Annotated in this window: 26 protein-coding genes; 9 read left to right on the forward strand and 17 right to left on the reverse strand. The window is 67.0% G+C overall.

Translation table 11 applies throughout. The features are described from left to right. Positions 1-71 precede the first annotated feature (71 nt). A complete protein-coding gene (locus tag PV761_RS04400; RefSeq protein WP_347894725.1) occupies positions 72-1,040 on the forward strand; it encodes an aldo/keto reductase in 969 nt (322 codons plus the stop codon). Between the two features lie 87 nt (positions 1,041-1,127). Here the strand turns inward: PV761_RS04400 and PV761_RS04405 are convergent, their stop codons facing one another. The 4 genes from PV761_RS04405 to PV761_RS04420 all read right to left on the reverse strand — a co-directional run bounded on the left by PV761_RS04405 (position 1,128) and on the right by PV761_RS04420 (position 4,979). Beyond that, positions 1,128-2,048: a TauD/TfdA family dioxygenase gene (locus PV761_RS04405; RefSeq protein ID WP_347894727.1), complete on the reverse strand. Its 921-nt coding sequence runs from the start codon at positions 2,046-2,048 to the stop codon at positions 1,128-1,130. Positions 2,049-2,113: 65 nt separating this feature from the next. Then, positions 2,114-3,010, reverse strand: coding sequence for an ABC transporter permease (locus PV761_RS04410; RefSeq protein WP_347894729.1), 897 nt, complete (start codon positions 3,008-3,010; stop codon positions 2,114-2,116). Continuing rightward, the gene (locus PV761_RS04415; RefSeq protein WP_347894731.1) at positions 3,010-3,903 is read right to left on the reverse strand and encodes an ABC transporter ATP-binding protein; all 894 of its coding nucleotides are present in this window, start codon (positions 3,901-3,903) and stop codon (positions 3,010-3,012) included. The genes PV761_RS04410 and PV761_RS04415 overlap by 1 nt, the downstream gene beginning before the upstream one ends. A gap of 53 nt (positions 3,904-3,956) precedes the next feature. After that, positions 3,957-4,979 carry an ABC transporter substrate-binding protein gene (locus PV761_RS04420; protein WP_347894733.1) on the reverse strand — a complete coding sequence of 341 codons (1,023 nt, stop codon included), beginning with the start codon at positions 4,977-4,979 and terminating at the stop codon, positions 3,957-3,959. Positions 4,980-5,291: 312 nt separating this feature from the next. Between PV761_RS04420 and PV761_RS04425 the strand changes: the two genes are divergently transcribed. The 3 genes from PV761_RS04425 to PV761_RS04435 are packed head-to-tail and all read left to right on the forward strand — an operon-like array spanning position 5,292 to position 7,452. After that, positions 5,292-6,161 carry a CoA ester lyase gene (locus tag PV761_RS04425; RefSeq protein ID WP_028269633.1) on the forward strand — a complete coding sequence of 290 codons (870 nt, stop codon included), beginning with the start codon at positions 5,292-5,294 and terminating at the stop codon, positions 6,159-6,161. Between the two features lie 32 nt (positions 6,162-6,193). Beyond that, positions 6,194-7,174, forward strand: a complete 981-nt coding sequence (locus tag PV761_RS04430; RefSeq protein WP_347894735.1) for a DUF2797 domain-containing protein — start codon at positions 6,194-6,196, stop codon at positions 7,172-7,174. Between the two features lie 53 nt (positions 7,175-7,227). Then, on the forward strand, positions 7,228-7,452 hold the full coding sequence (locus tag PV761_RS04435) for a DUF3188 domain-containing protein (RefSeq protein ID WP_347894737.1): 225 nt from the start codon (positions 7,228-7,230) through the stop codon (positions 7,450-7,452). Here the strand turns inward: PV761_RS04435 and PV761_RS04440 are convergent. Next, positions 7,442-9,091, reverse strand: coding sequence for a SulP family inorganic anion transporter (locus PV761_RS04440; protein ID WP_347894983.1), 1,650 nt, complete (start codon positions 9,089-9,091; stop codon positions 7,442-7,444). The two genes, PV761_RS04435 and PV761_RS04440, sit on opposite strands and share 11 nt — an antisense overlap. Positions 9,092-9,096: 5 nt before the next feature. Continuing rightward, positions 9,097-9,495: a metalloregulator ArsR/SmtB family transcription factor gene (locus PV761_RS04445; protein WP_347894739.1), complete on the reverse strand. Its 399-nt coding sequence runs from the start codon at positions 9,493-9,495 to the stop codon at positions 9,097-9,099. A gap of 172 nt (positions 9,496-9,667) precedes the next feature. Here PV761_RS04445 and PV761_RS04450 point away from each other — a divergent pair, with 172 nt between their 5' ends. From PV761_RS04450 to PV761_RS04465, 4 genes are read left to right on the forward strand one after another with little or no spacing between them, the layout of a single operon-like run. Further along, positions 9,668-10,147 carry a MaoC family dehydratase N-terminal domain-containing protein gene (locus PV761_RS04450; protein WP_347894741.1) on the forward strand — a complete coding sequence of 160 codons (480 nt, stop codon included), beginning with the start codon at positions 9,668-9,670 and terminating at the stop codon, positions 10,145-10,147. A gap of 2 nt (positions 10,148-10,149) precedes the next feature. Continuing rightward, on the forward strand, positions 10,150-10,602 hold the full coding sequence (locus PV761_RS04455; RefSeq protein WP_347894743.1) for a MaoC family dehydratase: 453 nt from the start codon (positions 10,150-10,152) through the stop codon (positions 10,600-10,602). 20 nt (positions 10,603-10,622) lie between these two features. Further along, positions 10,623-11,903, forward strand: a complete 1,281-nt coding sequence (locus PV761_RS04460; protein WP_347894745.1) for an MFS transporter — start codon at positions 10,623-10,625, stop codon at positions 11,901-11,903. A 37-nt stretch (positions 11,904-11,940) separates the two neighbouring features. Continuing rightward, the gene (locus PV761_RS04465) at positions 11,941-13,008 is read left to right on the forward strand and encodes a UDP-N-acetylmuramate dehydrogenase (RefSeq protein WP_347894747.1); all 1,068 of its coding nucleotides are present in this window, start codon (positions 11,941-11,943) and stop codon (positions 13,006-13,008) included. Positions 13,009-13,019: 11 nt separating this feature from the next. Here the strand turns inward: PV761_RS04465 and PV761_RS04470 are convergent, their stop codons facing one another. After that, positions 13,020-13,511 (reverse strand): hypothetical protein, encoded by a 492-nt coding sequence (locus PV761_RS04470; RefSeq protein ID WP_028269625.1) that lies wholly within the window; start codon positions 13,509-13,511, stop codon positions 13,020-13,022. A 104-nt stretch (positions 13,512-13,615) separates the two neighbouring features. Here PV761_RS04470 and PV761_RS04475 point away from each other — a divergent pair, with 104 nt between their 5' ends. Continuing rightward, positions 13,616-14,731 carry a winged helix DNA-binding domain-containing protein gene (locus PV761_RS04475; protein WP_028269624.1) on the forward strand — a complete coding sequence of 372 codons (1,116 nt, stop codon included), beginning with the start codon at positions 13,616-13,618 and terminating at the stop codon, positions 14,729-14,731. On the opposite strand, the gene asd is transcribed toward PV761_RS04475, so the two are convergent. The 10 genes from asd to PV761_RS04525 form a co-directional block, all read right to left on the reverse strand. Beyond that, on the reverse strand, positions 14,728-15,870 hold the full coding sequence (gene asd / locus PV761_RS04480) for an aspartate-semialdehyde dehydrogenase (protein WP_028269623.1): 1,143 nt from the start codon (positions 15,868-15,870) through the stop codon (positions 14,728-14,730). The genes PV761_RS04475 and asd overlap by 4 nt on opposite strands. Positions 15,871-15,978: 108 nt before the next feature. Beyond that, a complete protein-coding gene (locus PV761_RS04485) occupies positions 15,979-16,464 on the reverse strand; it encodes a hypothetical protein (protein WP_347894750.1) in 486 nt (161 codons plus the stop codon). Next, on the reverse strand, positions 16,454-17,104 hold the full coding sequence (locus tag PV761_RS04490) for a hypothetical protein (protein ID WP_347894752.1): 651 nt from the start codon (positions 17,102-17,104) through the stop codon (positions 16,454-16,456). The genes PV761_RS04485 and PV761_RS04490 overlap by 11 nt, the downstream gene beginning before the upstream one ends. 27 nt (positions 17,105-17,131) lie before the next feature. Next, positions 17,132-18,151: a WXG100 family type VII secretion target gene (locus PV761_RS04495; RefSeq protein WP_347894754.1), complete on the reverse strand. Its 1,020-nt coding sequence runs from the start codon at positions 18,149-18,151 to the stop codon at positions 17,132-17,134. Positions 18,152-18,283: 132 nt separating this feature from the next. Then, positions 18,284-18,502, reverse strand: coding sequence for an NF038396 family protein (locus tag PV761_RS04500; protein WP_028269619.1), 219 nt, complete (start codon positions 18,500-18,502; stop codon positions 18,284-18,286). Positions 18,503-18,506: 4 nt separating this feature from the next. Then, positions 18,507-19,091 carry a dihydrofolate reductase gene (locus PV761_RS04505; RefSeq protein ID WP_028269618.1) on the reverse strand — a complete coding sequence of 195 codons (585 nt, stop codon included), beginning with the start codon at positions 19,089-19,091 and terminating at the stop codon, positions 18,507-18,509. Then, entirely contained in the window at positions 19,088-19,891 is an 804-nt protein-coding gene (locus PV761_RS04510) for a thymidylate synthase (RefSeq protein WP_028269617.1), read from the reverse strand. The genes PV761_RS04505 and PV761_RS04510 overlap by 4 nt, the downstream gene beginning before the upstream one ends. A gap of 9 nt (positions 19,892-19,900) precedes the next feature. Further along, the gene (locus tag PV761_RS04515) at positions 19,901-20,290 is read right to left on the reverse strand and encodes a GntR family transcriptional regulator (protein ID WP_347894757.1); all 390 of its coding nucleotides are present in this window, start codon (positions 20,288-20,290) and stop codon (positions 19,901-19,903) included. Then, complete coding sequence (locus PV761_RS04520; RefSeq protein WP_347894759.1) at positions 20,287-21,942, reverse strand: hypothetical protein; 1,656 nt, start codon at positions 21,940-21,942, stop codon at positions 20,287-20,289. The genes PV761_RS04515 and PV761_RS04520 overlap by 4 nt, the downstream gene beginning before the upstream one ends. Before the next feature lie 120 nt (positions 21,943-22,062). After that, positions 22,063-22,980 carry an NUDIX hydrolase gene (locus tag PV761_RS04525; RefSeq protein WP_347894985.1) on the reverse strand — a complete coding sequence of 306 codons (918 nt, stop codon included), beginning with the start codon at positions 22,978-22,980 and terminating at the stop codon, positions 22,063-22,065. Positions 22,981-23,014: the final 34 nt, after the last annotated feature.

The following is a 23,014-nucleotide window of genomic DNA, read 5'->3' on the forward strand; positions in this document are numbered from 1 at the left end:
TGCACAGGTGGCGGGACCCGGCCGGGTCCCGCCACCTGTGCTTCTGTCCAAGCTCATGAAAGAGTGACGCAATGAGTGAACACAACGCTCCATCCCGTACCCAGGAACTGATTTACGGCTGCATGGGCCTGGGCGGCAGCTGGTCCGCCGAGCCCTACGCCGCTGAGCACGTGGAGCAGGCGGCCGCCGCAATCGACGCCGCCCTCGACGCAGGCATCACGCTGTTCGACCACGCCGACATCTACCGCGGCGGCAAGTCCGAGGCGGTCTTCGGCGAGGTCCTGGCGATCACACCGGGGCTGCGGGAACGGATCCGGCTCCAGACCAAGTGCGGGATCCGGCTCAACGAGCAGGGACTCGAAACACACTACGACCTGAGCCGCGAGGGAATCCTCGAGCGGGTCAACGGCAGCCTGAAGCGGCTGAAGACCGACTACGTGGATGTCCTCCTGCTACACCGCCCCGACCCGCTGGCCGACCCCGCCGAGGTGGCGTCCGCCGTCGGGCAGTTACTGCGGGAAGGCAAAGTGCGGCAGGTGGGGGTGTCCAACATGTCGGCCCCGCAGATCGAGGCACTGCAGGACCACCTGGAAACCCCGGTGGTGGCCAACCAGCTGGAAATGAGCCTGCTGAAGCGGGCCTGGCTGGAAAGCACCGTGCTGGTGAACCACGGTGAAGGGCTGGATTACAGCTTCCCGCACGGCACTGTGGAGTTCTGCAGCCGGCAGGGAATCACCCTGCAGGCCTACGGGGCGCTGGCCCAGGGACACTACAGCGGAGCTCCGCCGGAAAGCCCTTCGCCGGCAGAGGCCGCCACGGCGGTGCTCGTCGCGGAGATGGCGAAGGCCAAGGGGACCACCAGGGAGGCGATCCTCCTCGGGTGGCTCATGCGGCATCCGGCCGGGATCGCGCCCGTGATCGGTTCGGCCAACCCGGACCGCATCCGTGCCTGCGCCGGAGCGGCCCGGGTTGCCGCTGCCATGACCCGCGCCGAGTGGTACCGGCTGTGGGTCACGGCCCGGGGGAGCAACATCCCCTAAACGCCGCTTAACCCAACTAGGTCGCAGCAGATGTCGTTATCAGGGCTCAAAACGACATTAACTGCGACCTAGTTGGGCTTGGAGCTCCTACAGCGGCGCCACCACCGAGTACGTGGTGGAGTCGCCCTGCAGGGCCTGGCTCTGCTTGCCGTCCACGCCCACCGGAATGTCGCCGGCGATGGTGACGCGGTTGAGCTTGCGCGGCTGGCCGTCGTAGTTGTCCGGGGCGTAGTGCTGGGTGATGCGGTTGTCGAAGAGCACCAGCTGGTTCGGCTCCCAGTTCACCCGCACCACGTTCTCCGGACGCGTGACGTAGGCCTGGAGCAGCCTGATGATGTCCTTCGACTCGGTGTTGGACAGGCCCACGATCCGCAGCCGCTGCGCGAAGCCCCCAATGAACAATCCGCGCTCGCCGGTCAGGGGGTGGACCCGGACCACCGGATGGGCGGTCTCGAACTTCAGGCGCGTGAACTCCTTGCGCCGTTCCTCGGCGTTCTGGTGCTCCAGGTTCTTCGGCACCGAGTAGTCGTAGTCGTTGGTGTGGATGGCCCACAGGGTGTCCGCGAAGTTCCGCAGCTCCTCCGGCAGGTCGGCGTACGCTCCGGCCGAGGACGCGATCAGCGTTTCCCCGCCGTACGCCGGCAGGTCGATGCTCCGCAGCGTTGATGCCTGCGGCGGGTTGACCACGAACGTGACGTCCGTGTGCCAGTTGTTGGCGGAGCCGTTCTCGCTGTCCACGGGCAGGACGTTCTCTTCACCCTCCACGGAGGCCACGGTGGGGTGCGCCTTGGTCAGGGGCCCGAAGTGGCTTGCGAACTTCACCTGCGCCTCGTCGGTGAGGATGTTCGCCTCGCGGAACACCAGGGCCTTGTGTTCGTTCAGGGCCTCGCGGATCCGGGCCACGGTGTCCGGGGAGAGGTCCCCGCTGAGGTCCAGGCCGCGGATTTCAGCCCCGATGCGGGAACCCAGTTTGGCGAATTCGAGCTTGGTTTCGGTGATGGTGGTCATTGCTTTATTCCTTACTGGTTGATGGTGCGGTGACGGATGGTGCGGAGAGGCCGCGGGTGAAACGGTCAGTTGCCGGAGCCGACGGCGGTGCGCCAGCGGGAGAAGTGCCGCTCCAGGGCAACGAGGAGGACGTTGACCGCCAGGCCCAGGACGGAGACGGTGAGGATGCCGGCGTACATGTCCGGAATCAGGAAGCTCATCTGCGAATTGACGATCAGGTAGCCCAGCCCGGCTTTGGCGCCCACCATTTCGGCGGCGATCAGCACCAGGATGGAGGACGTGCCGGCCATCCGGATGCCGGTGAAAATCGTCGGAACAGCCGATGGCAGGATGACCTTCTGGAAGAGCCGGAAGCTGTTCAGCCCCAGCGACCTCGCGGCCCGGATGAGGAGCGGGTCCACGGTCCGGACACCGGCGATGGTGTTCAGCAGCACCGGGAAAAACGCCGCGTAGGCCACGATGGTGATCTTCGATTCCTCGCCGATGCCCAGCAGCAGCGTGAATACGGGAAGCAGCGCCAGCGTGGCCGTGTTGCGGAACAGTTCCAGCAGCGGGTTCAGGAACGAGCTGAGCCAGCCGTACCAGGCGATCAGCAGCCCCAGGACGACGGCGGACACCACCGCGATGCTGAAACCGGACACCGAGCGGGTAAGGCTGGCCTGCAGGTGGCTCTGCAGCTGTCCGTTCTCCACCAGCTTCGCACCGGCAGCAAGCACTTCGTGCAGCGGCGGCAGGAACACCCGGGTGGACGGGCTGGCGAGGTAGGTCGGGCCGAGCTCCCACAGCGCGAGGAACAGCAGCACGGCGAGCGATTTCCAGCCCGCCCGCCCGGCGATCCCGGCCAGGGCAGCAAGCCTGCCCGCCGGCGTCGGGCGTGGTCCGCTGTCCGGACCGGGTCCCCCCTGCAGTGAACGTTCGACGGCGGCAGCCGCCTCCGGCGGTCGGGTCAACACAGCGCTCATCAGGCAGCGCTCCTTTCCTGGGGCTGTTCGTCGGGGGCCGTTCCGTCGGGCAGGATCTTGCGGTGTCCGGAGCCCTGGGCGAGCCGGACCTCGTCGTGCAGGAGGGACCAGACCTGGTGCCGGTGTTCGACGAACGCCGGATGGGACCGCACATCGTCCTCGCCGTCACGGTCAGGGATGTTGATGTCCACGAACTCCTTGAGCCGGCCCGGGCGTGCGCTGAGGACTGCCACCCGCTGGCCGAGGTAGACGGCCTCGTCGATACCGTGCGTGATGAACACGATGGTCTTGCCCGTGGCCTTCCAGATCCGCAGCAGCTCGTCCTGGAGCTGCTCGCGGGTCTGCGCGTCGAGGGCGGCGAAAGGTTCGTCCATCAGCAGGATGTCCGGCTCATAGGCGAGGCTCCTAGCGATGGCCACGCGCTGCTTCATACCGCCGGACAGTTCGTGCGGGTAGCGGTCCTCGAACCCTGCCAGGCCCACCAGGTCCAGGAATTCGCTGGCCTGCGCGGCCCGTTCCTTCCTGGACAGGCCGGAGTTCTCCAGCCCGATGGAGACGTTGGCGGAGGCGGTCCGCCAGGGGAAGAGTGCGTACTGCTGGAAGACGACGGCGCGGTCCGGGCCCGGGCCTGTCACTTCCTTGTCGTCCACCAGCACGCTGCCCGAGGTGGGCCGGGAGAGGCCGGCCAGCAGGTCCAGCAGGGTGGTCTTGCCGGAGCCGCTGGGCCCCACGAGGGTGAGGAACTCGCCGGCGGCGACGTCCAGGCTGAGGTCATCCAGAGCGGTCAGCACGGACGGGCCGGTCTGTTTCCGGCTGTGCAGTTTCCCGCTGGTCTTGACTTGGCGCACCGCGAATTCCTTGGTGACGTTCCGCAGGCTGATTTTCGGCGTCATGGCTGTCCTTTCGCTGTCCCGGGTGGCGGCATGAGTGGCGGGGGAGGAGTGGCTCACGGGTTCACCAGCCCGTTGAACTCGTTGGTGTAGATCTTCTTCGGGTCCAGCTCGCCCTTGACGATTCCGGTGTCCTTGAGCCACTTGCCCCAGCGGGTGAAGTCCTCGTCCTTGATCTCGCCCTTGGCCGGAACGCCCACGCTCTTCCAGTACTGCAGGGCGGCCGGGTTCTCGTTGCGTCCGCGTTCCTGCAGGATCTTGGTGAAGCGGGCTATGACTTCCTCACGCGGCGTGGTCCGTTCCCACTCGATGGCCTTCGCCACCCCTGTGGTGAACGTCCGCGTGGTGTTGGGGTTCTTGGCGATGAAGTCGGTGCGGAGCACGTAGGGGCCGCCGGCGAAGGTGCCGAAGAGTTCGGCGTCGCTGAACACCGAGCGCAGGCCGCCGTTGGCGATTGCCTTGTCCTGCAGGATGCTGCCCAGCGACCCGGCGTCCACCTGGCCGCGGCGGATGGCTTCCTCGGTGTCGTTGGGCGGGACCACCACCAGCTGGACCTGCTTGATTTCCTCGGCGCTCAGGCCGTTCTTCTGCAGGTACGTGTTGATGACGGCGTCCGCGTGTGCGCCCAGCGTGTTCACCGCGATCTTCTTGCCGATGAAGTCCCGGGCGGTGCGGATGGGGCTGTCTTCCTTGACGTAGAAGCCGTTGAACGTCTTCTCGTCTTCGCCGTAGTAGTTGATGACCGCTTTCACTGGGGCGCCCGCTTCCACGAGCTTGACCACGGCTCCGGCGAAAGCACCGCCGAAGTCCGTCTGCCCGGTGGCTGCCGACTGGATGTCCTGCGGGCCGCTGATGGTATTGCCCACCCAGTTGAGCTTGACGTCGCCGAAGTAGCCGAGGTCCTGGGCCAGTTCGGGGAGCGTCACGGTGTTGGCCCAGCCCTGGTAGCGGAGCTCTTTCACCTCGGTGGCGCCGGCGGCGGCACCGGCGCCGGCTTCGGCGCTGCCCCCGCAGCCCGACACCGTCATCGCGATGACGACGGCGGCCGCGGCACTCATGATGGTCAGGTGTCGTTTCATTCGGGGATCCTTTGTAAGCATCGGGGGAGGTTTGGAGTGAATCAGCGGTGCGTGTCTGCCTGCCGCTGGAACGATGTAAGCGCACCTTTCCGGCCAAAAAAAGCGCTGCTGTCACGCCGGGAAACCCGCGGAAATGAGCGGAAACAGGACGAAATGCCGGGTCACAAGACGCCCGGTTTCGCCCCGTAACGGCCCGTGAAGGACTTTGACGCCCCGGACGTCCCGGATTTTGGTCGTATTGTTCGCGGTATTGTTCCGGGGCGGACAGCTGTTACTTCGCGTTAGGGCATGCCGGGCGGATACGGTAGGAGTATGACCACCTCTACCTCCGCTGCCGTCGACACCGCACGGCCCGAACGAAACATCCCCGCCGAAATTGCCCGTTCGTGGCTTTTGGTGAACGCAATGAAGCCCGAGCTGTTTGACGTCTCGGCCGTGTCGCGCGCGGACTCGATCATCCTGGATATCGAAGACGCGGTGGACCCCTCGCAGAAGGACACCGCCCGCGAGCACGTCATCAACTGGCTGACTGCCGGCGGCCGGGCCTGGGTGCGCATCAACGACGCCACCAGCCCGTTCTGGGCTGCGGACCTCGCCGGGCTGCGCGGAACGCCGGGCCTGCTCGGCATCATGCTGGCCAAGACCGAGTCCGCGGACCAGGTCACCGAGTCCTTCCACCGCATGGACGGCAAAACCCCCGTGATTCCGCTCGTGGAGTCTGCCGTCGGCATCGAGGAAGCCAACAACATTGCCAAGGCCCAGGGCGCGTTCCGGCTGGCCTTCGGTTCCGGCGATTTCCGCCGCGACACCGGCATGGCGGCCACCCCCGAGGCCATGGCCTACCCGCGGGCCAAACTGGTTGTTGCCAGCCGCGTAGGCAACCTCCCGGGCCCCATCGACGGCCCCACCGTCGGCACCAACCACCCGATCCTGCGCGAGCAGACGGGCATCACCGTGATGATGGGAATGACCGGCAAGCTCTGCCTGGCCATCGACCAGACCCACGTGATCAACGAAGTCATCAGCCCCACCCCGTCCGATGTCGCCTGGGCCACGGACTTCATGGCCGACTTCGAGGCCAACGGCCGCGTCATCCGCGACGGTTCCGACCTGCCGCGACTGGGCCGCGCCGAGAAGATCATGAAGCTCGCGGTAGCCTTTGGGGTGCAGCCGGCGCTCTAACGCTCCCGGCACCCCCAGCCAAAGGAGACCCCGTGACCGATACCCGTTATCTGGTGCACGGGGTCTTTTGGGATGGTGCCCCGCCCGGTTTTCCGCCGGCGCCCGGTTCCGCGGAAGGCGCGCCGTCCGGAAAGCGCGACGGCGGGACGCCGGTCATGCGGCTGCAGGATCCTTCCGGCGGTTTCCGGGAGCTGGAGCTCGACGCCGGCAGCCGGCTGGGTTTCCGGGTCGCCGCCGGTGGCAAGTCCTGCCTGGGGCACCACAAGGTTCACGGGCCGGCCCGCCGGGACCACGTTCCCTGCCCGGCCAAGGCGCCGGCCGTCAAAGGAAGCCAGTGCGAGCGCTGCTTCGTGGTGGACGATTTCCGGCTCATCCACGACTTCCACCGCGGCGGCGGTGTCCCGCAGGGGCTTCGCGCCTACCTGATGCAGCAGCACTGGTTGTATGTGGCAACGTTCGCCAACGGTGCCAGCAAGGTGGGAACCGCCTCGAACCTGCGCAAGTGGAACCGGCTGGCCGAGCAGGGGGCGGTGGTTGCCCGCTATGTGGCGCGCGCGGACGACGGCAGGGTGGTCCGGATTCTTGAAGACATGCTGACCCGCGAGGCCGGCCTGCCGCAGCAGGTCCGTTCGGCGGCGAAGGCCGCTTCGCTGGTGGCCCCGGCACCCGCCGTCGAACTGGACGCACTGAACCGGCGGCTGGCCGGTGAGGCCCGCGCAGTCCTGGTGCGCGCCGGCGTCGAAGGCTTCGAAACTGTGGACGAGCGGTGGGCCCGTCCGGGACTGGCCGACGCCGCGTGCACGCCGGCGCCGCGGCACCCCTACCCGCATGACCTGGACGCCGGAGCACATGGGTTCCGCATTGCCGCAGTGAGCGGCAGCATCGCAGTGGCCGCACTGGACGGCGCCGACCTGGAGTTCGTAGTGAACCTCGGCCGGTTGAAGGCGCGGACCGTGGAGCTCGGAGACCACCACTCCTCGGAGGTGCCGGCGGTGCAGGAGCCTTTGTTTTGATCCCCGCACGCGCGCCCGGCACCTGGAACGCGCCCGGCACCTAGAATAGGACGGTGCTGAACGAATTCTGGGCCACCGCGTCCACCGCCTACAAAGTGCTCGTTTTCAGTGCCATGGGCCTGATCGCCGTTGGCATTGTCCTCAACCTGGTGGGCAACACGTCCGGCAACCAGGGCCTCGCCGTGGCCTCCCTGCCCGTGATCGGCGCAGGCCTGGTCCTGCACGTGGTGGGGATCGTGGTGCGCGGCCAGCAGATCCGGAAGAACCTCAAGCGGTAGCGGCGGCGTTCCGCAGGACATGGCTCCGGGCGTGCTCCACGGCCGCCGGCAGCGAGGTGAACAGATGCTTGTGGTGCCGGAGGGACCGGATCACACCCACGTTCGTCACCAGTTCCAAGTGCTCCGGCTGGACGCCCTTGAGCAGAACGGTGATCCCGCGCAGTTCCAACGCTGAAATGACCTCCACCAGCGCATGCGCGCCCGTGGCATCCAGCATCCGCACCTGGGACAGCCGGATGATGGCCACCTGGATGTCCTTGACCTCACTGATTTCCTGCAGGATCCGTTCCGCCGCCCCGAAAAACATGGCGCCGTCGAGCCTGAAGATTGCGATGCGGGAGTCGCCCGCGGACGCCGCGCCCGTAATGGTTTCCCGGCGGACACCGCTCAGTGAGGCAAACTTGCGCAGGGTCAGGAGTGCCGCGGCGGCCAGGCCGATCTGGATGGCCACGATCAGGTCGAAGGCCACGGTGATCAGGGCTGTGAGGATGAAAACCGCCGCATCTGACCGGGTGGAGCGGAGAATGGCGCGTACTGTCTGGGGCGAAACCATCCGCGTCGCAGTGACCATCAGGACTCCGCCCAGCACGGCCAACGGAATCCGCCCCACCATCCCGGCGGCGAGGTAGATGATGGCCAGCAGCACCAGCGCGTGGACCACGGCGGCCAGCCGCGTTTTTGCCCCGGACCGGACGTTGACGGCGGAGCGTGCGATGGCGCCGGTCGCGGGCATTCCGCCGAACAGGCCGGCGGCGATGGACGCCAGCCCCTGTCCGCTGAGCTCACGGTCCGGGCTGTAGCGGCCGCCGGGCCTCCCGTCGGGCCCCACCAGTCCAGCAGCCACCCGGGCCGATAACAGCGATTCAATGGCAGCCAGGGCCGCGATGGATACCGCGGGCATCAGGAGGCCCCCCAAAGCGGCCGGGTCGATCGACGGAACTGCAGGGGCCGGCAGGGAATGCGGCAGCGCACCGATCCGGGGAATGTTCAGGTGGAGCATTTCTGCGGCGAGGGTGGCCAGCAGCACGGCGGTGAGGCTGGCGGGCAGTGACTTGTGCACTTTCGGTGCCACGAACATGACGGCCGCCACTCCGGCCACCACGGCGAGGGTCTGGAGGACGGTGGGAAGCGCCGCCCCCGAGGCAGATTCGACTGCCGCGACGAGCGTGTTGTGGCCCGGGATGCCCTCTGTTCCCGTGGCCAGCGGAACCTGCTGGAGGAAAATGATGGCGGCAATTCCGAGGGTGAAACCCTCCACGACGGGCCAGGGGATGAAGGCCACGGCGCGGCCCAGTCCGCTGATGCCCAGCGCACAGACCATCAGCCCGGCCAGCAGCGACACTATCGGAATGCTGCCGGCTCCGTGGCTGGCCACCACGGGGGCGAGGACCACCACCATAGCGCCCGTCGGGCCGGACACCTGGACATTGGACCCGCCCATGACAGCAGCCACCAGCCCGGCAACCACCGCCGTGATCAGCCCGGCCTCCGCCCCCACGCCCGAGCTGACCCCGAAGGCAAGCGCCAGGGGCAGTGCCACGATCCCGACGGTGATGCCGGCCGTAAGGTCCGACTTCCACGAGGACCGCAGCCCGTCGTAGTCGCGGCGGGACGGCAGGAACGCCCGCAGTGTGCGCAGCCCGATCACGAGGACGGCCCGGCAAGATGTCCGCCAGGCCCGGCCAGATCCCCGCCAGGCAACTCCTGGGCCAGGCGGAGCTGTTCACTGGTGTCCGCCAGGGTGTCCAGCAGGAACGTGCGGGCAATGGCCAGGAGTTCTGCGATCTTGGGGTGGGCCAGGCGGTACGTCACGGCGTTCGCCGACCGGACCGAGGTCACCACCTTGTGCCGGCGCAGCGTTGCCAGGTGCTGGGAAAGGTGTGAGGCCTCCAGCCCTGTTTCGGCCAGGAGGAAGCTGACCGGGGCTGCGCTGTCCGGGGCGGCCGAGAGCAGTTCCAGGATCCTGATGCGTGCCGGGTGGGCCAGGGCCTTGAAGAGGTTGGCCTTGATTTCATACAAAGGTGCCTGTGCCGGGGAAATCATGGGGACCCGCTGTCGACTGGTTCTTGCGGCAGCCGGGTGGGGCAGGCCTCCGCATGAGTTGATGAAATGATGAATTCATCATACCGCTGCCTCGGGCATACCGCCAGACCGCCAGATCCCGCCCGTGTAACAGGCTGCTGGCCCTGCGGCGGGTAGCGATAGGCTTGAGGCCATGACTATCAATCCGGATCTGCAGGGCCGTAGCTACCCTGCCGCAGAGGTGTACGACGTCGGGCGCGAGAAGATCCGCGAGTTCGCCAGGGCGGTCAAGGCCACCCATCCCGCGCACTTCGACCTGGAAGCAGCCAAAGCCCTTGGCCACCGCGACCTCGTGGCGCCGCCCACCTTCGCCATCATCATTGCCCAGCGCGCAGACGCCCAGCTGATCGAGGATCCGGAGTCCGGCATTGACTTCTCCCGGGTGGTCCACGCAGACCAGCGCTTTATCCACCACCGCCCGATTGTTGCCGGCGACCGGCTCGTGGCAGAGCTGCACGTGGACGGTGTCCGCGCCATGGGCGGCGGCGCGATGATCACCACGCGGTCAGAAATCTTCGTCCTCACCGGCGACGGCACAGCCGGCTCGGGCGTTTCCCGGGAAGCCGTCTCCACCACCACCTCGTCCATCCTGGTCCGCGGAGAGGGACAGTAACCATGAGCACAGCATCCATCGCCCCCGTCTTCACGGATCTCACCGTCGGCCAGGACATCGGCAGCCGCAGCATCACCGTCACCCGCCAGGACCTGGTGAAGTATGCCGGCGCATCCGGCGACTTCAACCCGATCCACTGGAACGAAGCCTTCGCTACTGGCGTGGGCCTGCCCGGCGTTATTGCCCACGGCATGTTCACCATGGGGGCCGCAGTCCAGCTGGTGACCGACTGGGCGGGGGACCCCGCCGCCGTCGTCGATTACCAGACCCGTTTCACCAAGCCGGTCCTGGTCACGGACACCACCGGCACGGAGGAACCGGGGGCCGTCATCGAGGTCAGTGGCGCCATTGGCGCGCTCGACGCCGATGCGGGCACCATCCGCGTGGACCTCACCGTGGTCTACGCCGGACAGAAGGTCCTTGTGAAGGCCCAGGCTGTCGTCAGGCTTGCGTGACCAGTGACCATGATGCTGCCGTGAGCAAGGACGTCTTCGTCCCGTCTGCCGAGGTCACGCACTGGCGGAACGCCGTGGTGGTGGCCTACGGGGCCAGCGGAATCGCGTTTTCCACTTGGGTGTCCCGGCTCCCGGCCATCAGGGACGGACTGGACCTGACGCCGGGCACCATCGGACTGCTCCTGCTCTCCATGACCGCCGGCTCGTTTCTCTCCGTATCGGCTTCGGGGCTCATCGTCCTTCGGCTGGGCTCCAAACGTACCATCCGGATCGGCAGCATCATGGTGGGCGTCGGGCTGCTGCTGGCCGGCTTCGGCACGTCCGTACTCGCCAGCCCGGTGGCGGTTGCCGTAGGCTTGGCGATCATTGGGCTGGGCACCGCCAGCTGGAACACCGCGTCCAATGTCGAAGGCGCCGCCGTGGAACGCGCCGTCCGCCGGCACATCATGCCCCGGCTGCACGGGTCCTTCAGCCTCGGGACGGTGGCCGGGGCCGGGCTCGGCACCTGGGCCGCGGGCGCCGGTATTCCCGTGTTCTGGCACCTGGCCGCCGGCGGACTCCTGGTGGCCGGCTCGGTGGCAACCGCGGCTTCCTGGTTCCGTGCGGACATCACGCCGGTCCAGGGCGAACGCCCGTTCAAGGCCTCCGGGACAGACACCTTCGAGGACCCGTCCACCGGGCCCATTCCGATCGTCCGGCAGACGGACGCCGTCCCGGAGCAGCCGCTGGACAACAAACGCCTGATCGCCCAGGCCTGGCGCGACAAGCGCACGCTGCTGCTGGGCGTCCTGGTCCTCGGGCTCGCACTTGCCGAAGGGGCTGCCGGCGACTGGGTGGCACTGGCCCTGGCGGACGGCCACGGTCAGACGGACGCTGCCGGAGCAGCAGGCTACGGGCTGTTCGTCACCTTCATGACCATCGGCCGCTTTGCCGGCACCCTGGTCCTGGACCGCTTTGGCAGGGTTCCCGTGATGCGCTGGTGCGCTGCGCTGGCAGTGGCGGGCCTGGGGCTGTTCGTGTTCGCACCCGTGCCGTGGCTGGCCTTCGTGGCGCTGGCTGTCTGGGGCCTCGGTGCTTCCCTCGGCTTCCCCGTCGGCATGTCCGCGGCCGCCGATGATCCGGTCAAGGCCGCCGCCCGCGTCTCCGTGGTGTCCACCATCGGCTACGGCGCGTTCCTGTGCGGGCCTCCCCTCCTGGGGCTGCTGGCCGAACACGTGGGCATCCTCCACTCCCTGCTTGCCGTGATGGTGATGCTCGTGGTCAGTTTCCTGCTCTCCCCGGTGGCCCGGAAACTTCCCTGAATCCCGGTCCGTTCCGAATGACCGATAGGCTGGACAGGTGACCCAGACTTTGCTTTCCGACCTGACCACTGCCGCCGTCGGCGGTCCCGCCGGCAACTACATCGAAGCGCGCACGGAGCCGGAAATTATCGACGCCGTCCGCACCGCAGACGCCGCCGGTGAGCCCTTGCTGATCATCGCGGGCGGGTCCAACCTGCTGATTTCCGACGACGGGTACCCCGGCACGGTGCTCCGGATCGCCTCGGAGGGGTTCACCGTCACCGCAGAGGATTCCTGCGGCGGCGTCGCCGTGGTGGTCCAGGCCGGACACAACTGGGACGCCCTCGTGGAGCATGCCGTGCGCCACGCATGGTCCGGAATCGAAGCACTTTCCGGCATCCCCGGGTCCACCGGTGCCACGCCCGTCCAGAATGTGGGCGCCTACGGCTCGGACGTCTCCCAGACCATTGCCGCGGTCCGGACCTGGGACCGGGAACGGAACGCCGTCCGTACGTTCACGAATTCGGAGCTGAAGTTCGGGTACCGGGATTCGGTCCTGAAGCAGACCACGGTCCAGGGTTCACCGCGCTTCGTGGTGCTCACGGCCGAGTTCCAGCTGCCGCTGGGACGGATGAGCGCCCCCGTCAGGTATGCGGAGCTGGCGAAGTCCCTGGGCGTCGAGCCCGGGAACAGGGCGTACTCCAACGACGTGCGCCGCGAGGTCCTGCGGCTCAGGGCGTCCAAGGGCATGGTCCTGGACACGGCGGACCGCGACACCTTTTCCACGGGGTCGTTCTTCACCAATCCGATCGTCCCCTCGGAAGCTGCCGACTCGCTCCCCGCAGAAGCCCCCCGGTACCCGGCCGGAGCTGACGGGCTGGTGAAGCTGTCCGCCGCATGGCTGATTGACCACGCCGGCTTCGGGAAGGGATACGGGCTGGAAGCCGGCAGCGTCTCCGGCGGGCGGGCCTCGCTGTCCACCAAGCACACCCTGGCCATCACCAACCGGGGCGGTGCGAGCGCGGCCGACATGGTGGCCGTGGCACGTGAGGTGAGGGCCGGCGTCGTCGAACGTTTTGGCATCGAACTGCACCCGGAACCGCTACTGATCGGCATCGAGCTTTAGGGACTGGCCGCTCAGTTCCCGCTGTGGCGCGGGACTACCTTGCTGAACAGCATGAACGTGAACCCCGAAGCCGCGGCTCCCAGCAGGAACACCTGGCAAAACGCCACGGACTGCGCACTGGGCCCGTTGCGGAGGACCAGCCCGGCGCAGGCGAACACCACGGCGCCGGCCAGCAGGGCGAAGGCGGCCAGCAGGAAACTCCTGACTGTCGGCGGCATCTCGGTGCCCGGTTCAGGGGCTCCGCCGCCGCCCTCGTGGTCTACGGCGCGCCAGCCGCGGTGCTGGGGCTGGAGCAGGGCGGCCGCGACAAAACTCAGGACGGCAACCCCCATGCTCACCGCGGAAAAGAACTGCAGGGCCTGCACGGTGGGGGAGAGGCTTGTTCCGCCGGCAACGGCGATGGAGAGCCCGGCTGCCATTCCGGCGGCAGTGGTGACCCAGCCCAGCAGGGCAAGGGCCCGGCACAGGGGCCGCAGCTGCGGCCAGAGCTCTCCGATGGTCATCCACCCAGCGTAGGGACCCCGGCTGTAAAACGGCTGGGAGCCTGCGGTGTACTGCCCGGGGGCTACAGGCCCGCACCACCCGGCACGCGACCTACGATGGGGTTATGGGAGTTGGCGCACGGAAGAAGGTCAGGACAAGGGTCACCCGCCACGTCATCGGAAGGCTGCGCCTGGCCGCGCAGGGGCTGCTGGCGCCGGGGTTCGATACGGCGCCGGAGGCCGTCCGGTGGATGACGGCCATGCAGGCGCAGGACCTGCAGGCGGCACTGTGGGCCGTGGGGCTGAGGGTCCCCAACGCCGGCGTTGACACTGTCCGGGCTGCGCTGGATGAAGGGCTGGTTGTCCGCTCCTGGCCCATGCGCGGGACGCTTCACCTGCTGGCCCCTGAGGACCTGCGGTGGATCCTGGACATCACGGCAGACCGCATGCTGCGCGGGATGGGCGGGCGGCACCGTGAACTGGAGATTGACGCCCGCGACGTGGACGTTGCCCGCGAGGCCGCTCTGGGACGCGTCTCGGGCGGCGGAGCGGCCACCCGCCAGGAACTTTTCGCGGCTTTTGAAGCGGCGGGGCAGTCCACGGCCGGCCAGCGCGGCATCCACCTGCTGGGGGTCCTGTGCCAGCGGGCGTGGCTCGTGCAGGGACCGCTCGCGGGGAACCAGCAGCTCATCAAGGCGTTCGACGAGTGGATTCCGAAATCCCGGGAACTGGACCGCGCCGAGGGCATCGCCGAGCTGGCGTTGCGGTACATGCTCAGCCACGGACCGGCCACGGAACGCGACTTCGCCTGGTGGTCGAACACCCCGGTGACGGAGGTCCGCAGCGCGCTGGCCGCGGTAAAGGACCAGCTCGTTGAGCTGGAGTTCGAGGGAGCCAGTTACTGGATGGCGCCAGCCACCGCGGCGCTGCTCGACGACGGCGTTCCCGGCCAGCGCTCCCTGCTGGTGCTGCCGGGGTTCGACGAGTTCCTGCTGGGATACACGGACCGGTCACTGGTGCTTCCGCCGGACCACGCCCAGAAGGTAGTCCCCGGCGGCAACGGAGTGTTCAAGAAGACCATCGTGGCCGGCGGCGAGGTGATCGGCACCTGGGCGCGGAAAGGCAGCGGCCGGACCGCCGCCGTCGTACCCGAACCGTTCGACACCGTTAACGGACTGCGGCCTGCAGCCCAAAGGTCCTTTGAGCTGCAGGCCGCGAGGTACGTGAAGTTCCTCGGCTAGAGCGTGCCCGTGGCGATGTTGAGCATGCGGCGCAGCGGCTCGGCGGCGCCCCACAGGAGCTGGTCGCCCACGGTGAAGGCGCTGATGTATTCCGGGCCCATCTCCATCTTGCGGATGCGGCCCACGGGGATGTCCAGGGTGCCGGAAGCGGCCACCGGGGTGAGGCCTGCCATGGAGTCTTCCTTGGTGTTCGGAATCACCTTGGCCCACTCGTTGTCCTCGGCCAGGAGCTTCTCGATCTCGGCCACGGAGAGATCCTCGCGGAGCTTGAGGGTGAGGGCCTGGGAGTGCGAGCGCATGGCGCCGATCCGGATGCACAGGCCGTCCATCATGATGTGGTTCTCGTCCGAGGTGCCCAGGATCTTGTTGGTTTCAACCCCGGCCTTCCACTCTTCCTTGGACTGGCCGTTGCCCAGGTCCGCGTCAATCCAGGGGATCAGGGAGCCGGCCAGCGGGACGCCGAACTGGGTCGCGTCGATGTCGGTGCGCTGGTGCGCCAGGACCTTGCGGTCGATTTCCAGGATGGCCGACGCCGGGTCGTCCAGTTCCGAGCTGACCTCGGCGTTGAGCGTGCCGAACTGGCTGAGCAGTTCGCGCATGTGGCGGGCGCCGCCGCCGGAGGCAGCCTGGTACGTCATGGAGGTGCCCCACTCGACGAGGCCGTTCTTGAACAGGCCGCCGAGTCCCATCAGCATGCAGGACACGGTGCAGTTGCCGCCGATGAAGTCCTTGGTGCCGTTGGCCAGGCCCTTGTCGATGACGTCGCGGTTGATGGGGTCCAGCACGATGATCGAGTCGTCGTTCATGCGCAGGGTGGAGGCGGCATCGATCCAGAGGCCGTCCCAGCCGCGGCTGCGCAGCTCGCCGTGGACCTGCTTGGTGTAGTCGCCGCCCTGGGCGGTGACGATAATCGGCAGCTTGGCCAGCGTGTCGACGTCGAACGCGTCCTCGAGCTTGCCGGCCGCGCCTGCGGCGGCACCGGCAAGAGTCGGGGCGGCACCTCCGGCGTTGGAGGTGGAGAAGAACACCGGGTTGATGTTGGCGAAGTCGCCTTCGTCCTGCATGCGCTGCATCAGGACGGAGCCGACCATGCCGCGCCATCCGACCAGGCCGACGGAGGGGGTAGCTGCAGTAGTCATTCGACCAGTTTAGACTTCGGAACCGGCACGGCGCAGTCGGTTACGTCATTCCTGAGCGGCGACAGGATCGAACGACGGGGGCACCGCTGTCCGTAGACGAGCCTTCAACTACATCGCTTCACCCGGAAACGGACGTTTGCTGTCGGGAAAATTCTCACGGGTGATGGCAATGCCTGACGGGCGGGATTCAAACCAGTCCCGGGCCTGGTCGTCGGTGAGGGCGAAGCGGGGCTTCGGCAGCCCCTTGAGCTGTCGCTGCTTGGACGCCCGCCGCTCCCGGCGAAGGTTGCTGATTCCGAGGAGCCACCCTCCCGTAAACAGCACGGTGCACACGAGCGCGAGCAGGCCAACAATGATGTTCAGGCTTGCCACCGCGATCACGAGGAGGACCGGCGAAAATATGGCGGGTACGGTCATCAGGATGGTGACTACGTATAGGCCGGTGGTGGTGTGAACCGAATAGTTGCCGCTGGGCTGCGACCCGCCAATACCCCATTCGGCGGCCGTGTAGGCGTAGACGGTCTTCTCCATGCTGGTGGCGTAGTAGTAAGGACGCTTCACTACCGCTGTGCGTACTGTCGGCTCAGTTGCCATCGGTTGTTTCCTCATCTGTCCTGAAGGCAGCCAGCGCTTCCGTGAGCTCGTCTCCGCTCTTGGCCAATACCTCGGGTCCAACGACGTCGTCCAGTGCAACGGCGTGAATCCAGCAGCCGTCCGCCTTGCGGACCAGCATCTGTCGGGAGCCGGGGTGGAGTCCGCAGCGGACTCTGACGCCACCGCCCGGATTTTGATCCAGATGGGTTTTGATAATGATGGCTTCAGCTGCTTCCGCGGAGATGCCCGGGTCCTGAGGCAGCGCAAACCAACTCATCATCGTCCTCGGCTGCAGGATCAGTTTGGTCCGGTCCGACTCGACATGCAGGACCGAGTCGCCGCGCTTGGCATCCAGAAGCAAATCCAGCTGCGTCCATTTCGATGCGCTGGCCAGGGTGTACGCGAGAACATCGACACGCGCATCGAATTCGACGGCGGTTCCCTTGGCAGATGCCAGACCGCGGGCAATAAGTGAAGACAAGCCGGCCCGAATCAGGTCCACGTCTTCTGACTCTTCGCTGAGGCGTAACCACGAGGCGCTTGTCTTCGAACCGGCCGTCGGCTGCAGTTGCAGCAGGTAGGCCATTTCAGCCAGGCCAAATTCTATGGACGTGTCCACGGTCGTTTGTGCGATAGTCATGATTTTCATCCTATGAGAGAGCTGTGCCTAAAAGCCGAAAAAGTTCCTGACGCCCTCGCCAAGGTCCTCGACGGTGTCGTCGATGCCCTCGCCAAGGTCCTCGAAAACGTTTCCAACCATGTCGAAGGCATCGTCGATCGTATCCTTGGCTCCGGGGATCAGTTCGACCGCCGCCCAGGCGCCGCCGGCCACCATGCAGGCCACCCCCACGGGGGGAGGGAAGAACGAACCGACGCCAAGTGCGGTCTTGAGGCCTGACTTCATTGCGTCCCCAGTCTCTCCACTGCGGATTGCGTTGACGGTGTCCAGACCATCAAGGCCAACGCTTAGCCCGCCAAGTACGTGTCCGGCGGGGTTCAGCCCGAACTTCGCCCACGGCCCCATCTCCGCTGCTCCGGTGCCGCGTGCCATCCCGGCGAAGTCGCCGAATTTACCGCTGAGCAGGTCTCCGGTACCGGAAAAAACGCCCCGAAGGTCGTCTGAACGGGCCGCGGCCTCCCAGAGATCCTTGTTGATGAACTGCTTAACGGCGGCGAAGCCGTCGCCAGCCATCAGCAAATCAGTGACACTTTCGCCGTGCAGAACCACAAACCGACTTATGTCCCTTAGCCCCAAAGGAACTGCCTTCAGTCCAAGGACCCCGTTATAGGCATCCCAGCCACCGCGGAAGTCGGAATTTCCGTCCGAAATCCAGCCAGGACCCCACGGGCTGGCTCCTTCGCCCGCGCCACCGTTCGAACCGGACACGCCGGCCTGCACGCCGCCGCCACCTCCGGCAACGCTCGCCTTTTCCTGCTGGTCGGCCTGGGCCTGCAGCTTCTTGGACTCCTGCTTGAGTGCAAAGGCCGCCTGCTGGAGCAGTGCCCGGTGGCTGCCGTTCCAGTCGGACCGGAACTGGACTGCATCCTGGCCCTTCCAGGACGGATTGTTGTTGATCTGGTTGGTCAACTGCGTCGACTGCTGGAGAAGGCTGTCGGACGTCTTTCCGAACTGCTGCGCGAGCGTCCGAAGCTGGGCAACGTCCGCGCCCCACAAATTCCCTGCCACAAGGCATCATCCCCCAATGAATGTCTGAACAGCAGATAATGGTCCGGCTGCGGGCCCTACTCTAATGGTCAAACCGCAGTGCCCGCGATGGGCTGCCCTCCCCATCGCGGGTGGCGCGTGCCGCCCGAGCGGCTACTCGGCGTCGTGCTGTTCCAGCACTGCGGCCTTGCGGAGGCGCAGGGCGTAGAAGGCGCCGAAAGCGAACGCCTGCGTGACCACCACCAGCACGATGGCCCCGGCGATCTTGTTGCCGCCCAGGATCATGGTGAGCCCCACGATCGCGGAGAGCAGGGCCAGCAGCGGAAGCAGCATGTAGCCCAGGACAAAGAGTGTTTCCGGTTTCTTCAGCATTTTCCTAGGCCTCGGTCCGACGCCACATGGTGAACCGGTACCGGGTACCGGTGGCGGACGTCAGCCACCCGGTGGCGGGCTCACTGGCTGTCAGCTTCCATTCGTAGCCGAGCTCCGGCGCATATGTGTCGCCGTCGGTCTCGGAATCGATGAACGTCACCACCGCGACGTCGGCGATGTCCAGGGTCTGCGCAAAGATTTCCCCGCCGCCGAGGACCCACACGGTTTCGTGGCCGGGGGCGAACTGGGATTCGAGGAGCGCGTCGTCCAGCGACTTCACCGCGAGGGCGCCCTGTGCCTCAGGCGTGTCACCCCAGCCTTCCTGCCGCGTCACCACAATATTGGTGCGTCCGGGCAGCGGACGGTACTTGTCCGGGAACGAGAGCCAGGTCTTGCGGCCCATGATGACCGGGTGCCCGTTGGTCAGCCGGGTGAAGTGCTTCATGTCCTCGGGCAGGTGCCACGGCATGTCGCCGTCCTTGCCGATGACGCCTGCCGTGGTCTGGGCCCAGACGAGCCCCACTCCGGTGGTGGCGTCGGCGATTTTTTCAGTGAAGGCCAGGGGATCCATGGCGTTGTCGGTGCTCATACTGCGATCGGCGCCTTAATCGTAGGGTGGTGCTGGTAGCCGACCACTTCGAAGTCGTCCAGCGTGTAGTCGAAAATGGAGTCCGGCTTGCGGAGGATCTTCAGCTGCGGATATTCGTACGGTTCCCGCTTCAGCTGCTTGAGCACCTGGTCCATGTGGTTGTCGTAGATGTGCACGTCGCCGCCGGTCCAGACGAACTCACCCGGTTCCAGGCCCACCTGCTGGGCCAGCATGCAGGTCAGCAGCGCATAGGAGGCGATGTTGAACGGGACGCCCAGGAACGTGTCCGCGGAGCGCTGGTACAGCTGGCAGGACAGCTTGCCGTCCGCAACGTAGAACTGGAAGAAGGCGTGGCACGGCGGCAGCGCCATGTCCTGGAGTTCGGCCACGTTCCAGGCGGAAACAATGTGCCGGCGCGAGTCCGGGTTGGACTTGAGGTTCTCCACCAGCTCGGCGATCTGGTCGATGTGGCCGCCGTCGGGGGTGGGCCAGCTGCGCCACTGGACACCGTAGACCGGGCCCAGTTCGCCGTCGGCATCGGCCCATTCGTTCCAGATGGTGACGCCCTGGTCCTGCATCCACTTCACGTTGGTTTCACCGCGGAGGAACCAAAGCAGTTCCACGGCCACGGACTTGAAATGCACACGCTTGGTGGTGACCAGCGGGAAGCTTTGACTCAGGTCAAAGCGCATCTGCCGGCCGAACACGCTGAGGGTGCCGGTGCCGGTGCGGTCAGATTTGTGCGTGCCATTGGCAAGGACGTCACGCAGGAGGTCTTCATAGGGCGTTGGGATGCTCACTGTTCCAGTCTACTGAGAATGGCCAAGCCGGAGGCGCAGTATGTCGTGGAGCGCGCCGTCATCGAGGCCCGCGGTGCGGCCCTTCGCGATGTAGCGGTCGACGGCGGCAATCAGGTCCGCGGTAACGGCGCCGTCCGGGGGCAGGCCGGCGTCGGGTATCCCGACGACGACGGTGCCGTTCCGCCGCCGCGTTTCGATCAGGCCGGCCTGCTCGAGTTCCTTGTAGGCCCGAGCCACGGTTCCCGCCGCGATGCCGAGGTCCGCCGCCAGGCTGCGGACGCTGGGCAGCCGCGTGCCGGCGGCCAGGGAGCCCACGGCAATCAGGGAGGTGACCTGAAGGCGGATCTGCTCATACGGCGGCACCGCCGAACGGAGGTCAACAGCGATGCCGGCCGTCATGTGACGCGGTCCTTGCCCGGCCGGGGAACCGGACGGGCAACGGATCCGGTCCGGGGCCGTACCGGCACGAGGGCGGTGGCGATCGCCGCCAAGGAGAGGACGGTGCCGGCGAGTGTTGCCGGGAACCAGGGAATGGACGGCACGAACGCCACCCCGAAAACGGCCGCCCATGCGTGGCTGTTCACCAGCAGCGCCATGGCTGCCTGCGCCATGAACATGGCCGACAGCGTCCGCACGATCCGGTTCACGGTGATGGCCCGCAGCGCGGCGTCGAGTCCGGCGGGAGCATCCGGGATGCCGTGCCGCCCGCGGGTGGCGAGGAACGCCGGGACCGCGAGGCCGGTTCCCGCAAGGCCGAAGATTGCCGGCATGGTCCAGCCGGCGTCCCAGCCGAGGAGGGAGTTCCCGGCCGCTGCCACCGCCAGGGCTGCCACGAAGGCGAGCACTGCGAGGATGAGAGTGGTGAGCAGCGCCGGACCCACCGGCTGCCTCGGCCAGGTCCGCGGTTCCGCCGGGTTCGCGTAATTGCGCTCAAGCAGCAGCTCTCCGCCGGCAAGGACCACCAGCACCAGCCCCGCCACCACTGCCACGAAGGCCGCGGGACCCCACGGGCCGGCTGCCACGATGGCCGGAACCAGGAAGACCCCTACGAGCAGCGGCAAGGCAGCGGCAACGCCCAGCGCGGCGCCGATGGACACCACTAGCCTGGTTGCCGGATGCGGAGCGGACCGAAAATTCCCGTGCTTCGCGTTCCGCAGGGCCGCGGCGGCCGCTTCAGTGCCCGCCAGTTTGGGTGGAGACCACAGCAGCATGGCCAGCAGCACGGCGACTCCCGCCAGGCCTGCGAAATTCGTCCACGATGTGCTGCCGGCGGCGGGGTCCGGCCGGGCAACGTAGTTTCCGGCGATGACGGCGAGCCCGGAGGCCACCGTGGCGACGGTCCGCAGCAGCCTGTTCATGGCGATGGTCCGCAGCAGTGAATTGTCGAGCTCGGTCAGCTGCTCAAGCTGGCGGCGGCGGCCGATCAGCAGCAGCACAAGCCACGTTCCTGCGGCCAGCACGGCCAGGGCTCCGCCCAGCCATGCCGCCAGAGTAGTGCCCGGGATGCGGCCGTCGCCGCCCACCGTGCGATAGACCTGCGGGCCTTCAGCCACTGTCCCGTACGGCAACGCATCGAACCCCGGCAGTGTCGCGGCCCAAGCGATGTAGGCGGCCGCAGCGATGACGACGGCCAGGGTGGTCCAGGCGAGCGGAAGCGGAAGGAAATCCCGCACGTGCCGCACGTGGAGGCTAGCCTTCCGGCGGGCACCCCTGGGGCGCGGATAGCTGAGCTGGCCCAGCGCGTGGACGCCGAGGGTGCCCAGGACCGGCCAGGCAAGGGCGGGGAAGATCGCCTCCGGGGTGGTCAGGGACGGACTGACGACCGGGCTGCTGACGGAGGTTGCCGGAATGATCCCGATGTTCATGGCGCCCTGCAGTGAACTCGCCATCCAGCCGATGACGCCCACCCAGAGCGCGTGCTGGGAAACAGTTTCAGGTGAGGCGCCCATCCGCGGTTCCCACACCACCCACCTGAGGATGATGTAAAGAACGACGGCGGCGACCAGCGGTCCCAGCAGCAGCATCGGCGGCAGTTCAAATTGGACCGGCATAAATCCCCCCAGATTTTGCGTCAATGTACTAAGTATTTGATACAAAGAAGTCCGGGTCAAGACTGATTCCGGCCGGGGTGGACGTGAGCCGCCGCGCCGTCCGTCCTGTCAGTCGTCGAATCAGTCGTCGAAGGGCCTGAACTGTTCCACTGCCACAATCTTGTGGCTGTTGCCGCGCGCCACATGGCACACGATGATCTCACCGGGCGCCAGGTACGGGTCCGCGGTGGGCAGCATCGCGCGCAGCCGGCCGTTCATGTGCTCACCCAGCTGCGACATGACAGTGGGCAGTGCGGGCCGGTGGGTGCACAGGGCGATGGCCCGCTGCTTGTCGAAGAGTGCTTCGACCACGGCCGCCGTCTTTTTCGGGCTCCTGGCATGACGGTGTTCCGTCAAGGCGTCGTGCAGTTTCACCTTGGCATCCGCGGACTTGGCGTAGGGGGCAATCGTGGCGACGCAGCGCTGCCACGGGCTCGAGTGCACCCGAAGGGGCTTCCACACGTGGAGCAGCCGCCCGACGGCCTGCGCCTGCCTCAGCCCGGTGGCCGCGAGCGGACGGTCCCCCTCCGCCTTGGTCCAGGACGAGCGGGGCTTGGCCTTGGCATGGCGGACCACCAGCAGCGGCCACGTGTCCAGTTCCTTGCGGGCATGGGCCACCACGAGGTGCTCAAGCGGCGCTATGTCACCGGGATTGCTCAGCAGGGTTGCAGCCTTTTCGGGTGAACACCACATCACGCTGTCCACTTCCTTGCCATCCGGACGAAGCATCGCGCCGTCCACGTCAACGGCCCAGTAATGGACCACCTTCAGGCCGGCGGACACGTGGTAGTGGATGGGAGGAAGGGGTATGCCAAGGGTGGCCGTAATCCCGATCTCCTCTTCGATCTCGCGGACGGCGCACTCCGGTATGGTCTCACCGGGGTCGATCTTGCCCTTGGGCCACGACCAGTCGTCATAGCGGGGCCGGTGAATCAGCAGGACCTCGAGCACGTCTTTGTTGACGCGCCAAGGAAGCGCGCCCGCTGCGGTAACGGCAATGGGTTCCCCGGGGTGGTCCGTCTGGTCCGCAGTA

The organism is Arthrobacter sp. CC3 (assembly GCF_039907775.1).
GTDB lineage: Bacteria > Actinomycetota > Actinomycetes > Actinomycetales > Micrococcaceae > Arthrobacter.

What these genes read in the sequence shown, in the direction of transcription:
- PV761_RS04400 (WP_347894725.1), top strand. Translation starts at nt 72, where the DNA reads ATGAGTGAACACAACGCTCCATCCCGTACCCAGGAACTGATTTACGGC.
- PV761_RS04405 (WP_347894727.1), bottom strand. Translation starts at nt 2,048, where the DNA reads ATGACCACCATCACCGAAACCAAGCTCGAATTCGCCAAACTGGGTTCC.
- PV761_RS04410 (WP_347894729.1), bottom strand. Translation starts at nt 3,010, where the DNA reads ATGAGCGCTGTGTTGACCCGACCGCCGGAGGCGGCTGCCGCCGTCGAA.
- PV761_RS04415 (WP_347894731.1), bottom strand. Translation starts at nt 3,903, where the DNA reads ATGACGCCGAAAATCAGCCTGCGGAACGTCACCAAGGAATTCGCGGTG.
- PV761_RS04420 (WP_347894733.1), bottom strand. Translation starts at nt 4,979, where the DNA reads ATGAAACGACACCTGACCATCATGAGTGCCGCGGCCGCCGTCGTCATC.
- PV761_RS04425 (WP_028269633.1), top strand. Translation starts at nt 5,292, where the DNA reads ATGACCACCTCTACCTCCGCTGCCGTCGACACCGCACGGCCCGAACGA.
- PV761_RS04445 (WP_347894739.1), bottom strand. Translation starts at nt 9,495, where the DNA reads ATGATTTCCCCGGCACAGGCACCTTTGTATGAAATCAAGGCCAACCTC.
- PV761_RS04450 (WP_347894741.1), top strand. Translation starts at nt 9,668, where the DNA reads ATGACTATCAATCCGGATCTGCAGGGCCGTAGCTACCCTGCCGCAGAG.
- PV761_RS04455 (WP_347894743.1), top strand. Translation starts at nt 10,150, where the DNA reads ATGAGCACAGCATCCATCGCCCCCGTCTTCACGGATCTCACCGTCGGC.
- PV761_RS04470 (WP_028269625.1), bottom strand. Translation starts at nt 13,511, where the DNA reads ATGACCATCGGAGAGCTCTGGCCGCAGCTGCGGCCCCTGTGCCGGGCC.
- PV761_RS04475 (WP_028269624.1), top strand. Translation starts at nt 13,616, where the DNA reads ATGGGAGTTGGCGCACGGAAGAAGGTCAGGACAAGGGTCACCCGCCAC.
- asd (WP_028269623.1), bottom strand. Translation starts at nt 15,870, where the DNA reads ATGACTACTGCAGCTACCCCCTCCGTCGGCCTGGTCGGATGGCGCGGC.
- PV761_RS04485 (WP_347894750.1), bottom strand. Translation starts at nt 16,464, where the DNA reads ATGGCAACTGAGCCGACAGTACGCACAGCGGTAGTGAAGCGTCCTTAC.
- PV761_RS04490 (WP_347894752.1), bottom strand. Translation starts at nt 17,104, where the DNA reads ATGACTATCGCACAAACGACCGTGGACACGTCCATAGAATTTGGCCTG.
- PV761_RS04500 (WP_028269619.1), bottom strand. Translation starts at nt 18,502, where the DNA reads ATGCTGAAGAAACCGGAAACACTCTTTGTCCTGGGCTACATGCTGCTT.
- PV761_RS04505 (WP_028269618.1), bottom strand. Translation starts at nt 19,091, where the DNA reads ATGAGCACCGACAACGCCATGGATCCCCTGGCCTTCACTGAAAAAATC.
- PV761_RS04515 (WP_347894757.1), bottom strand. Translation starts at nt 20,290, where the DNA reads ATGACGGCCGGCATCGCTGTTGACCTCCGTTCGGCGGTGCCGCCGTAT.
- PV761_RS04520 (WP_347894759.1), bottom strand. Translation starts at nt 21,942, where the DNA reads ATGCCGGTCCAATTTGAACTGCCGCCGATGCTGCTGCTGGGACCGCTG.